This is a genomic window from Streptomyces sp. NPDC002640 (assembly GCF_053592575.1).
Genome location: NZ_JBSFVZ010000014.1, coordinates 146,905 through 160,828 on the forward strand (window position 1 = coordinate 146,905; position 13,924 = coordinate 160,828).

Genomic DNA, 13,924 nt, shown 5'->3' on the forward strand with positions numbered 1-13,924 from the left:
GTGAGGTCCTGGGCGGTGGGGTGGTCGAAGACCAGGGTGGCGGGCAGGTCCAGGCCGGTGGCCTCGCTGAGCCGTCCCCGCAGTTCCACCGCCATCAGCGAGTCGAAGCCCAGGTCGGAGAAGGCTCGCAGCGGTGCGACGGCGTCGCTGCCGCTGTGGCCCAGGGTGGCGGCCGCCTCGTCGCGGACGAGGGCCAGCAGGACCCGTTCCCGCTGCTGCGCGCCGAGTTCCGCGACGCGCCGCCGGAAGGGGGCCGCCGCGGTGGGGGCCGTCGTCTCGGTCGCCTGGCGGGCGGCTTCGGGGAGTTCGGCGAACAGCGTCGACGGCCGGACGGCGGTGAAGCTGCCGGAGAAGCGCTGCCAGTCGAGGTCGGCGAAGGTGAGGCAGCCGAGGTCGTGGGTGACCGCCTGCTCCAGCGCGTTCACGGCGAGACCGGGCTCGAGCGGCAGCAGGCCGCGGCGGCGCAGGTGCTCCTCCGCCTCGCCGTCGACGAGCATGCCGGCTTCGGCCCACGGGCCCCACGCCACCGAGGTGGCGGTCAGGCCACGGGCGCGGCGCCGCTCGGCCAGTGCGTCCAGGTGGGCGTTGGCCGCCGCGTACGCGGACTGCCCGCCACTGCCCCACACACCCGCGATCGACGAGAACAGCACGAACGTCTCGGCGTCGGGCACCAGTTCGTCCAGGTGCCGCGCACCGAGCGTCTTCGCCCGCAGCACCTCGGCGAACTGCTCCGGACCGACCCCGACCAGCGGAACGGTGTCCACGACTCCGGCCGCGTGGAACACCCCGGTGACCGGGTGTTCCGCGAGCAATGCCTCCAGGGCCTCGCGGTCGGCCACGTCACAGGCCACGACGGTGACACGGCAGCCCAGGGCCTCCAGCGACGCGGCGAGTTCGTCCGCGCCCGGCGCCTGGGGGCCGCGCCTGCCGGTGAGCACCAGGTGCTCGGCGCCGGCCTCGGCGAGCGAGGCGGCCACGCGCGAGCCGAGACCGCCGGTGCCGCCGGTGACCAGGACGGTTCCGTTCGGCCGCCAGGGGCGGACCGGGGCACCGGTGGGGCCGGTGGACCGGACGAGTCTGCGGGCGAAGGTGCCGGAGGCCCGCAGGGCCACCTGGTCCTCCGTCCCCGCGAGGACCCGGGCCAGCCGCACACCGGCCCGCTCGTCCAGCACCGCGGGAACATCCACCAGCCCGCCCCAGCGCTGCGGGAACTCCAGCGCCGCCACCCGGCCCAGACCCCACACCTGCGCCTGCTCCGGATCCACCGCACCGTCCGCACGGCCCGTGGACACCGCACCCGACGTCACACACCACAACGGCGCGTCGATCTCCGCATCGCCCAGCGCCTGCACGAGCGCCAGCGACCACGCCACCGACACCGGAAGCCCCTCAGGAACCCCCGGCACCCCCACCCGCGCATCCAGCGCAGCCAGGGACAACACCCCAGCGACACCTCCGCCGAGGGATTCCTCCTCGGTCAGACGCGCAGCCAGCTCCCAACGGTCCAGCTCACCGTCGTCCAGCAGCACGACGAACGGCTCCGCACCCGCACCCTCCAGAGCCGCCACACACTGCTCGACCCGCTCGTCGGACACCCCCTCGGTCTGCAGCACGAGCCAACGCCCACCCGCAGCGGCGGAGTCCTCCTCCGTCACGCGCCAGCTGACGCGGTAGCGCATCCCGTCCGCACGCGAACGGTCCACGCGCTCACGACGCCACCCGGCCAGAGCCGGCAGCACCGCCTCCGCCTCACCGGCACCCACCCGCAGCACCTCGGCCAGCGCCTGACTGTCACCAGCCTCGACCACCGACCAGAACGCCTCGTCACCAGCGGCAGCGGCCACGTCATCCGCGACCCCCACCGCCTCCAGCCAGAACCGCTCACGCTGAAACGCGTACGTCGGCAGACCCACACCCGGCCCCGACAGATACCGGCCCCACTCGACGGGAACGCCGCGGGTGTGCAGCCGGGCCAGCGCGCGCACGAAGGTCGCGGCCTCGGGCCGGTCCGCGCGCAGGGCGGGCACGGCGGCCAGACCGTCGGCCTGCTCGGCCACCAGGGCGGAGAGCACCCCGCCGGGGCCCAGCTCCAGCGCCGTCCGCACACCGCCGAGGGAGGCGATCGCGTCGGCGAACCGGACGGGCTGCCGGATCTGGCTCACCCAGTAGCCCGGGGTGGCGATGTCGCCGGTTGCCGTGGTCACGATCGGGACGGTCGGGGCGTGGTAGGTCAGCGACTCGGCCACGGCGGCGAACTCCGCCTGCATGGGCTCCATCAGGTGGGAGTGGAACGCGTGCGAGACGGTCAGCCGCTTCACGCGCACGCCCTCGGCACGGAGCCGCTGCTCCAGCGCGTCGATCGCCTCGGCGTCACCGGAGACCGTGATCGAGGTCGGGCCGTTGACGGCCGCCAGGTCCACCCCGTCGGGCAGGCCCAGGGTGTCCTCGGACGTCTCGACGGCGAGCATCGCGCCGCCCTCGGGCAGCGCGTCCATCAGCCGACCGCGCGCCGACACCAGCCGGCACGCGTCCTCCAGCGACAGCACACCCGCACAGTGCGCAGCCGCGAGTTCACCGATCGAGTGACCGATCAGGACACTCGGGGCCACACCCCACGACTCCACCAGCCGGAACAGCGCCACCTCGACCGCGAAGAGCCCGGCCTGGGCGTACACGGTCCGGTTCAGCGCCTCGCCGTCCTCGAAGACCACCTCGTGCAGCAGCCGCTCGAGGTCCACCCGGGCGCACACCGCGTCGAAGGCGTCGGCGAAGACCGGATAGGCGTCGTAGAGCTCACGCCCCATCCCGACCCGCTGCGCGCCCTGACCCGAGAACAGCAGGGCCGGACCACCGTGTACGGCCTCGTCGTGGAGCACGGACGGCGCGGCACTGCCCTCGGCCAACGCCCGCAGGCCGACCAGCAGTTGCTCCCGGTCGTCACCGAGCACGACCGCCCGGTGCTCCAAGGCCGCGCGACCGGTCGCCAGCGTGTGTGCCACCGCCGCGGCATCCACCTCGGGACGCTCGGCGAGGAAGGACGCCAACCGCCCGGCCTGCGCGACCAGGGCACCCCGCGACCGGGCCGACAGCACCCACGGCCCCGCGGCACCCGGTCGCACCGGAGCCACCTCGGCGGCCTCGGCGGGCTGCTCCAGAATGACGTGCGCGTTGGTCCCGCTCACGCCGAACGAGGACACGCCGGCCCGGCGCGCGTGTCCGGTCTCCGGCCACGCGCGGTCCTCGGTCAGCAGCGACACGGCGCCCGCGGACCAGTCCACGTGCGGCGTCGGCTCGTCCACGTGCAGTGTCCGGGGCAGCTTGCCGTGGCGCATGGCCTGCACCATCTTGATGACACCGGCGACACCCGAAGCGGCCTGTGTGTGACCGATGTTGGACTTCACCGAGCCCAGGTACAGCGGCTCCTCACGGTCCTGCCCGTAGGTGGCGAGCAGGGCCTGGGCCTCGATGGGGTCACCCAGCCGGGTGCCGGTGCCGTGCGCCTCCACCGCGTCCACCTCGGACGCCTGCAGCCCGGCGGCGGCCAGCGCGGCCCGCACCACCCGCTGCTGCGCCGGACCGTTCGGCGCGGTCAAACCGTTCGACGCACCGTCCTGATTGACGGCCGAACCCCGCACCACGCCGAGCACCTCGTGCCCGTTGCGCCGCGCGTCCGACAGCCGCTCCAGCAGGAGCAGACCCACGCCCTCGCCCCAGCCGGTGCCGTCCGCGGCGGCCGCGAACGCCTTGCACCGGCCGTCCGACGCCAGACCGTCCTGCCGGTCGAACTCGGCGAAGATGTCAGGACCGACGATCACGGTGACACCGCCGGCGAGCGCCATGGAGCACTCCCCGGTACGCAGCGACTGGGCGGCCAGGTGCAGCGCGACCAGCGACGACGAGCACGCCGTGTCGACGGTGACGGCCGGGCCCTCCAGGCCGAAGGAGTAGGCGACGCGGCCGGACAGCACGCTTCCGGCCATGCCGGTCATGAGGTGGCCGTCCGCGCCTCCGGTCTGTCCGCCGGTGCCGTAGCCGGACGTGGAGGCGCCGACGAAGACGCCGGTCGACGTGCCCTGGAGCGCGCGCGGGTTCATGCCCGCCCGCTCCAGCGTCTCCCAGGCGGTCTCCAGCAGCAGCCGCTGCTGCGGGTCCATCGCCAGCGCTTCACGCGGCGAGATGCCGAACAGGTCTGCGTCGAACTCCGTGGCGTCGTGGACGAAGCCGCCCTCGGTGGCGAAGGCTCCCGACTCCTGGAGGGCCGAGAGGTCCCAGCCGCGGTCGGAGGGGAAGGGCGTGAGGCCCTCGGCGCCGAAGGCGACCAGGTCCCACAGGTCTTCCGGCGACCGGACTCCGCCGGGGAAGCGGCACGCCATGGAGACGATCGCGATCGGCTCGTCCGGGTCGGCCGCGGCGTGCGTCGCGGTGGCCGTCACCGTGTCGCCGGGCGCGGAGGAGGGCAGCAGTCCGGCGAGGTGGCCGGCCAAGGCCTGGGCGGTGGGGTGGTCGAAGACGAGGGTCGCGGAGAGCGACAGGCCGGTCGCCGTCGTCAGCCGGTCCCGGAGATCGACGGCGGTGAGCGAGTCGAAGCCCAGGTCGGAGAAGGGCAGCTCGACCGGGATGCTGTCGGCGTTGGCATGGCCGAGGACGGCGGCGGCACCGGCCCGCACCGTCTCCAGCAGCAGGGCCCGGCGCTCGGCGGCGCCCTTTCCGGCGAGCGCGGCCATGAGGGGGTGGGCGTCGGAGTCCCCCGCCTGGGTGGAACCGGCGGCGGACGGGGCCGCGGCCTCGGGCACGTCGTCGAAGAGGGTGGTGGCACGGCCGGAACCGAAGGCGGGCGCGAAGCGCGCCCAGTCGGCGTCGGCGGCGACGAGGCAGCCCAGGTCGCGGGCGACCGCGTCCTCCAGGATGGTCACGCCGAGCTCCGGCGGGAGCGGGGTCAGGCCGCGGCGGCGCAGGTAGTCCTCGGCGTTCTCCTCGACGAGCATGCCGGCTTCGGCCCACGGGCCCCACGCCACCGAGGTGGCGGCGAGGCCACGGGCGCGGCGCCGTTCGGCCAGCGCGTCCAGGTGGGCGTTGGCCGCCGCGTACGCGGACTGCCCGCCACTGCCCCACACACCGGCGATCGACGAGAACAGCACGAACGTCTCGGCGTCGGGCACCAGTTCGTCCAGGTGCCGCGCACCGAGCGTCTTCGCCCGCAGCACCTCGGCGAACTGCTCCGGACCGACCCCGACCAGCGGAACGGTGTCCACGACACCGGCCGCGTGGAACACACCGGTCACCGGGTGCTCCGCCAGCAAGGCGACCAGGGCCTCGCGGTCGGCCACATCACAGGCCACGACGGTCGCCTTGGCGCCCAGAGCGGCCAGTTCGGCCGCCAGTTCGGAGGCGCCGGGGGCCTCGATGCCCCGTCTGCTGGTCAGCACGAGCTCGGTGACGCCGCGCCGGGCGAGGCGACGGGCGACGGCGGCGCCGAGGGCGCCGGTGCCACCGGTGACGAGGACCGGTCCGGTGGGGGTGAACTCACCGGGGGCGTCGGGGTGGGGCGCGATGCGGACGAGTCTGCGGGCGAAGGTGCCGGAGGCCCGCAGGGCCACCTGGTCCTCCGTCCCCGCGAGGACCCGGGCCAGCCGCACACCGGCCCGCTCGTCCAGCACCGCGGGAACGTCCACCAGGCCGCCCCAGCGCTGCGGGAACTCCAGTGCCGCCACCCGGCCCAGACCCCACACCTGCGCCTGCTCCGGATCCACCGCACCGTCCGCACGGCCCTTGGACACCGCACCCGACGTCACGCACCACAACGGCGCGTCGATCTCCGCGTCGCCCAGCGCCTGCACGAGCGCCAGCGACCACGCCACCGACACCGGAAGCCCCTCAGAAACCCCCGGCACCCCCAGCCGCGCATCCAGCGCCGCCAGGGACAACACGCCAGCGACACCGCCGCCGAGGGATTCCTCCTCGGTCAGACGAGCCGCCAGCTCCCAACGATCCAGCTCACCGTCGTCCAGCAGCACGACGAACGGCTCCGCACCCGCACCCTCCAGAGCCGCCACACACTGCTCGACCCGCTCGTCGGACACCCCCTCGGTCTGCAGCACGAGCCAACGCCCAACCGCAGCGGCGGACTTCTCCTCCGTCACGCGCCAGCTGACGCGGTAGCGCATTCCGTCCGCACGCGAACGGTCCACGCGCTCACGACGCCACCCGGCCAGAGCCGGCAGCACCGCCTCCGCCTCACCGGCACCCACCCGCAGCACCTCGGCCAGAGCCTGACTGTCACCAGCCTCGACCACCGACCAGAACGCCTCGTCACCAGCGACAGCGGCCGCGGCATGCTCGACCCCCACCGCCTCCAGCCAGAACCGCTCACGCTGGAACGCATACGTCGGCAGACCCACACCCGGCCCCGACAGATACCGGCCCCAGTCCACGGCGGTGCCCTGGGCGAACAGTCCGGCCAGGGCCCGTGCGAAGGCGGCCGTCTCCCCCGCTCCCTTACGCAGGGCGGGGACGGCGGTGGCGTCCTCGCTGATGTGCGGGACGAGCGCGGCGAGGGTGCCGTCCGGGCCGATCTCGAGGAAGGTCCGGGTCTCGGCGTCGGTCAGGGAGGCGATCGCGTCGGCGAAGCGGACGGGCTCGCGGATCTGGCCCACCCAGTAGTCGGGGGTGGCCAGGTCACCGGAAGCGGTGGCGACGACGGGGACGGTCGGAGCGTGATAGGTCAGCGACTTCGCGACGGCGGCGAACTCGTCGAGCATCGGCTCCATCAGGTGCGAGTGGAACGCGTGCGAAACGGTCAGCCGCTTCACGCGCATGCCCTCGGCACGCAGCCGCTGCTCCAGCGCGCCGACCGCGTCCGCGTCACCGGAGACGGTGATCGAGGTCGGCCCGTTCACCGCCGCCAGGTCCAGACCCTCAGGCAGCTCCAGCTCTTCGGCAGCCTCGACGGCCAGCATCGCGCCACCCTGGGGCAGCGCGTCCATCAGCCGCCCACGCGCCGACACCAGCCGGCACGCGTCGTCCAGCGACAGCACACCCGCACAGTGCGCAGCCGCGATCTCGCCGATCGAGTGGCCGACCAGCACGTCCGGGGTCACGCCCCAGGACTCCACGAGGCGGAAGAGCGCCACCTCGACGGCGAACAGCGCGGGCTGCGTGTACGCCGTCCGCGCCAGCAGCTCCGCGTCGTCCCCGAACACCACGTCACGGAGCGGCAGTTCAAGGTCGACCCGCGCGCACACGTCGTCGAAGGCGTCGGCGAAGACGGGAAAGGCGTCGTAGAGCTCACGCCCCATCCCGACCCGCTGCGCGCCCTGGCCCGAGAACAGGAATCCGGTGCGTCCGCTGCGTGCCGTGCCGGTGACGACGCCCTGTGAGGGTTCGTCGGCGGCAAGGGCGCGGAGTCCGGTGAGCAGGTCGTCACGGTCGTCGCCGAGCACGACCGCCCGGTGTTCCAGCGCGGCACGACCGGTCGCCAGCGTGTGGGCCACCGCCGCGGCATCCGCCTCGGGACGCTCGGCGATGAAGGACGCCAACCGCCCGGCCTGCGCGACCAGGGCACCCCGCGACCGGGCCGACAGCACCCACGGCCCCGCAGCCCCCGGTCGCACCGGAGCCGCCTCGGCGGCCTCGGCGGCCTCGGCGGCCTGCTCCAGGATGACGTGCGCGTTGGTCCCGCTCACGCCGAACGACGACACACCCGCTCGACGCGGACGCCCCGCCTCGGGCCACGGCCGGTCCTCGGTGAGCAGCGACACGGCGCCCGCGGACCAGTCCACGTGCGGCGTCGGCTCGTCCACGTGCAGCGTCCGCGGCAGCACGCCCCGGCGGAGCGACTCCACCATCTTGATCACGCCGGCGACGCCCGAAGCGGCCTGCGTGTGACCGATGTTGGACTTCACCGAGCCCAGGTACAGCGGCTCCTCACGGTCCTGCCCGTAGGTGGCGAGCAGCGCCTGCGCCTCGATCGGGTCACCCAGCCGGGTGCCGGTGCCGTGCGCCTCCACCGCGTCCACCTCGGACGCCCGCAGACCGGCGGCGGCCAGCGCGGCCCGCACCACCCGCTGCTGCGCCGGACCGTTCGGCGCGGTCAGACCGTTCGACGCACCGTCCTGGTTCACCGCGGAACCCCGCACCACGGCCAGCACCTGGTGGCCGTTGCGGCGGGCGTCCGACAGCCGCTCCACGAGCAGCACGCCGACGCCCTCGCCCCAGCCGGTGCCGTCCGCGGCGGCGGCGAACGCCTTGCACCGGCCGTCCGAGGCCAGACCGTCCTGCCGGTCGAACTCGGCGAAGACTCCGGGGGTGCTCATCACCGCGACGCCGCCCACGACCGCCATGGAGCACTCGCCGGCGCGCAGCGACTGGGCGGCCAGGTGGAGTGCCACCAGCGACGACGAGCAGGCCGTGTCGACGGTGACGGCGGGGCCCTCCAGGCCGAAGGTGTAGGCGACGCGGCCGGACAGGACGCTGCCCGACATGCCGGTCAGGAAGTGCCCCTCGGAGCCGGAATCGGTGGCCCCCACGCCGTAGCCGGAGGGGGAGGCGCCGACGAAGACGCCGGTCGACGTGCCCTGGAGCGCGCGCGGGTTCATGCCCGCCCGCTCCAGCGCCTCCCAGGCGGTCTCCAGCAGCAGCCGCTGCTGCGGGTCCATCGCCAGCGCCTCGCGCGGCGAGATGCCGAACAGTCCGGCGTCGAACTCCGTGGCGTCGTGGACGAAGCCGCCCTCGAGGGCGAAGTCGACGCTCGCGCCGGGAGCCGCCCGCCAGCCTCGGTCGCTGGGGAAGGCGCCGACGCCGTCCCGGCCCTCGGCGACGAGGTCCCACAGGGCCTCGGGCGAGTCCACGCCGCCGGGGTAGCGGCAGGCCGTCGAGACGATGGCGAGCGGTTCGTCGGACGCCACGGCCGTCGTGCCGGTCGTGGCGTCCGCGCGCTCGTCCTCGCTGATCAGCGACAGCAGGTGGCGTGCGACCGCGGCGGGGGTGGGGTGGTCGAAGACGAGGGTCGCGGGCAGGGGCAGACCGACGGCGTCGGCGACGTGCTTGCGGACCTGGAGCGCGGTGAGGGAGTCCACGCCCAGGTCCTTGAACGGCCGGTCGGCCTCGACGGGCTCGGGGTAGCCGAGGACGGTGGCGGTCTCGCGCCGGACCAGGTCGGCGAGGGTGCGGCCGCGTTCCGACGCGGGCACCCCGGCCAGCAGGGAGCGCACGGCCGCGGAGGCGCCCGGGGCGTCCGACGAGGTCTCGCTGCCGTCCGCGGTCTCCGCGAGGGCGTCGACCGCCTCGGGCAGCGCGGTCAGCAGCGGGCTGGGCCGGCGGCTGGTGAAGGCGGGCGTGAAGCGTGCCCAGTCCACGTCCGCGACGGTCAGGCAGGCGTCCTCGGAGTCGATCGCGCGTTCCAGCGCGGCGATGCACAGGGCCGCTGCCATGGGGCGCAGCCCTCGGCGTCTGAGGTATTCGTCGGCGCCGTCCCGCGCGGCCATGCCGGCCTCCGCCCAGGAGCCCCAGGACACGGCGGTGGCGGCCCGGCCGGCCGCCCGGCGGGCGGTGGCGAGGGCGTCGAGCTGGGCGTTGGCGGCGGCGTAGGCGCCCTGTCCGCCGCTGCCCCAGATGCCGGCGATGGACGAGAACAGGACGAACAGTTCGGCGTCGGGGAGGAGCGCGTCGAGGTGTTCGGCACCGAGGGCCTTGGCCCTCAGGCCGTCGGCGAGCTCGGGCACCGACGTGGCGTCGAGCGGGAGGACCGGGTCGAGTCCCGCGGCGTGGACGACGCCGGTGACCGGGTGTTCTGCGAGCAGCGCGGCGAGTGCGTCGCGGTCGGCGACGTCGCAGGCGACGACGGTCGCCGCCGCCCCGAGACCGGCCAGTTCGGCGACGAGGTCGGCGGCGCCGGGGGCGTCGCCGCCCCGTCTGCTGCACAGCACCAGCTTCCGGGTGCCCCGGCGTGCGAGCATCCGGGCGGTTTCCGCGCCCAGCGCGCCGGTGCCGCCCGTGATCAGGACGGCTTCGGGTGCGGCGGGCCGGGGGGCGGGCTCACCGGTGGCGGTGGCGGGGGCGTGGAGCAGGCGGCGTACGTAGACCCCTTCGGCCCGGACGGCCACCTGGTCCTCGGCCCCGGTCAGCACGGTGGCGAGGCGGGCCAGCGCGCGGGGTTCGGCGTCGGCGGGCAGGTCGACGAGACCGCCCCAGCGCTCGGGGTGTTCCAGGGCGGCGACGCGGCCGAGTCCCCAGACGCGGGCGGCGGCGGGGTCGGTGATCCGGTCGGCGCGGTGCGCGGCGACGGCGCCGCGGGTGAGGCACCACAGCGGTGCCGTGATCTCGGCGTCGGCCAGCGCCTGCACGAGAGTGAGGGTGGCGCCGAGTCCGACGGAGACCGCCGGGTCCTCGGGGTGCGGCCTGCGGTCGTCGGCGGCCAGCGACAGGACGCCGGTGATCCGTGCGGCGGATTCGGCAGCCCCGCGCAGGAGTTCGCTGAGGCCCCACCGGTCGAGGCCGGCGTCGGGCACGGTCAGTTCGGTCAGGTCCGCGCCGGCTTCGCGCAGCGCCTGGGCGCAGCGCGCGGCGTGGTCGGCGTCCGACCCCTCCGTGCGCAGCAGCAGCCAGTGCCCGTCGAGTGCGGTGGCGGGGGCCCGCTCGGCGGGCTGCCAGGCGACGCGGTAGCGCCAGGCGTCGACCGTGGAGCGTTCGGCGCGGCCGCGCCGCCACACCGAGAGGGCGGGCAGCACGGTCTCCAGACCGTCGCCGGACTCGAGGTGCAGGGTGCCGGCGACCTGGTCGTAGTCGAGTCGGTCGACGGCGTCCCAGAACTCCGTCTCGTCCGCATCGCCGCCGCCCGTGGCCGCGTCCAGGGCGCGGGCGACCTCGGGGGGTTCGGTCATCCAGTAGTGGGTGTGCTGGAAGGCGTAGGTGGGGAGGTCGACGGGCCGGGCTTCAGGCAGGAGGGTGGTCCAGTCGACGGGGACGCCGGCCACGTGCGCCTCGGCGAGCGCGGTCAGCCAGCGGGTGGCGTCACCGCGATCGCGGTGCAGGGACGCCAGGGTGACGCCCTGTCGATCCGACTGCTCAAGGGTCTGCTCGATGCCGGGGGTCAGCACCGGGTGCGGGCTGCTCTCCAGGAAGACGGTCCGCCCGTCGGCCAGCAGCGCGGCGGTCGCGTCGCCGAACCGGACGAGGGAGCGGAGGTTGTCGTACCAGTACTGCGCGCCCATCTCGGCGGTGTCGATCCGGCCGCCGGTCAGCGACGAGTAGAGCGGGATCGTCGACGACGCTGGCGTGATCGGGGCGAGGTCGGTGAGGATCCGCTCGCGCAGCTCCTCCACCTGCACGGAGTGCGAGGCGTAGTCCACCGGAATGCGGCGGGCGCGCACCCCTCGTTCCTCACACGCCGTCATCAGCGCGTCCAGCGCTTCCGGCTCACCCGAGACCACCGTCGAGCCCGGGCCGTTGACCGCAGCCACGGACACCCGGCCGTCGAAGGCCGCCGCCAGTTCCTCGGCGACGTCCGAGCCGGCGGCCAGGGACACCATCCCGCCGCGTCCGGCCAGCGCCCGCAGCGCACGCGAGCGCAGTGCCACCACACGCGCCCCGTCCTCAAGCGACAGGCCGCCCGCGACCACAGCGGCGGCGATCTCGCCCTGCGAGTGCCCCACCACCGCCGACGGCGTCACACCGGACGCCCGCCACAGCTTGGCGAGCGAGACCATCAGCGCCCACAGCACCGGCTGGACCACGTCCACCCGGCCCCACAGCGCCTCGTCCTCGCTCTCCAGCACCTCCCCCAACGACCAGTCCACGAACGGCTCCAACGCCGCCGCGCACGCCTCCAACGACTCCCGGAACACCGGCGACCACTGCGCAAGCTCCCGCCCCATCCCCAGCCACTGCGACCCCTGACCCGGGAACACCAGCACCGGGGAACCACCGGACCGCGCCACACCCCGCACCACACCCGGGTGCGCCACGTCTCCCGCCAGCGCGCGCAACGCCCCGGCACGGTCCTCCCCCACCACCACCGCACGGTGCTCCAGCACCGCGCGCGAGAGGAGGGAGCGGCCCACGGAGGCGGGGTCGGCGTCGGCGAGGGCGGTGAGACGGGCGGCCTGGGCGGCGAGGGCTTCGGCGGTGTGTCCGGACAGCACCCACGGGACCACGGGGAGCACCGGCCGGCCGGCGTCGGCGGTCGTCGCCGGGGCGCTGCCGCTCCGGTTCTCCTCGCCGCCCGCGGCGGCGTCGGTGCCCTCGGCCTCGTCCGCGTCGTCGGCGGCCTGTTCGGCCGTCGCGTCGGGGCCCTCCAGGATGATGTGGACGTTGGTGCCGCTGATGCTGAACGAGGAGATGCCCGCACGGCGGGGCCGTTCCGGGTCCTGGGGCCAGGCGACCGGTTCGGTGAGCAGCTGGACCTGGCCCTGGGACCAGTCGACGTGCGGGGTGGGTTCGGCGGCGTGGAGGGTGGGCGGCAGCTCCTCGTTGCCGAGGGCGAGCACCATCTTGATGAGCCCGGCGACGCCGGAGGCGGCCTGCGCGTGCCCGATGTTGGACTTGACGGAGCCCAGGAGCAGCGGCTCGCGGCGGCTGCCCTGCCCGTACGTGGCGAGCAGCGCCTGGGCCTCGATCGGGTCGCCCAGTGTCGTGCCGGTGCCGTGCGCCTCGACGGCGTCCACGTCGCCGGGGCTCAGGCGGGCGTTCTCCAGGGCGGCCAGGATGACCCGCTCCTGGGAGGGGCCGTTGGGGGCGGTCAGGCCGTTGGAGGCGCCGTCCTGGTTGACCGCCGATCCGCGGATCACCGCGAGGATCCGGTCGCCGCGCCGCTCGGCGTCGGCGAGGCGCCGCAGGACGATCGTGCCGGAGCCCTCGGCCCATCCGGTGCCGTCGGCGTCGGCGGAGAACGGCTTGCACCGGCCGTCCGCGGCCAGGCCGCGCTGCCGGCTGAACTCCGTGAAGATGCCGGGGCTGGTCATCACGGTGACGCCGCCGGCGAGGGCGGCGTCGCACTCGCCGGACCGCAGTGCCTGCACGGCGAGGTGGATGGCCACCAGCGACGACGAGCAGGCGGTGTCGACGGTGACGGCGGGGCCTTCGAGGCCCAGGGCGTAGGAGACCCGCCCGGAGACGACGCTGGGGGCGCTGCCGGTCAGCAGGTGTCCCTCGACACCCTGCGGCAGGGCGCGCAGCCCGGCGCCGTAGGCGGACGAGGAGGAGCCGACGAAGACGCCGGTGCGGCTGCCGCGCAGGGACAGCGGGTCGATGCCCGCCCGCTCCAGGGCCTCCCAGGAGGTCTCCAGGAACAGCCGCTGCTGCGGGTCCATCGCGAGCGCCTCGCGCGGCGAGATGTTGAACAGGCCGGCGTCGAACTCGGCGGCCTCGTGGACGAATCCGCCCTCGCGCACGTAGGTGGTGCCGGCGGCGTCCGGGGCCTCGTCGTAGATGGCGGCGGTGTCCCAGCCGCGGTCCACGGGGAAGGCGGAGATGCCGTCGCGGCCCTCGGAGACCAGCTTCCAGAGGTCCTCCGGGGAGCTCACGTCCCCGGGGTAGCGGCACGCCATGCCGACGACCGCCACGGGTTCGCTGCCGCGTGCCTCGGCGATCCGCAGGCGGCGACGCGTCTGCCGCAGGTCCGCGGTGAGCCGCCTGAGATAGTCGAGGTACTTCTGGTCGTCGGCCACTCGCTGTCACCTTCTCCGGACCCCGCAGCGCACTTTCGCGGCGGAAATTCGCTGAATTACCAGGACCGCGCGACAAAAGAATTCCGGCTGCTGTTTCCCCGATACCGAAAGGGCGTTTTCGGCGGGCATTCGAAATTCCGTGCGGAAACTCTCGCTGAGCCTACGAACGGCTCCGAGGAGTGGACAACCCCTAGCCCGACCCCTTAGGGGGCCGGGCCGGCCGGTGGCTTCGGCGGGGTTGCCGGAGCGGACGGGAATGGGGC

Annotated in this window: 1 pseudogene (cut by a window edge); it reads right to left on the reverse strand. The window is 74.7% G+C overall.

Annotated features, from left to right (window positions below):
* Nucleotides 1-13,640 (reverse strand): annotated as a pseudogene (locus tag ACWD3O_RS20010) (type I polyketide synthase); its annotated part reaches 6,529 nt to the left of the window's first position; the annotation flags it as partial.
* Between the last annotated feature and the right edge of the window lie 284 nt (nt 13,641-13,924).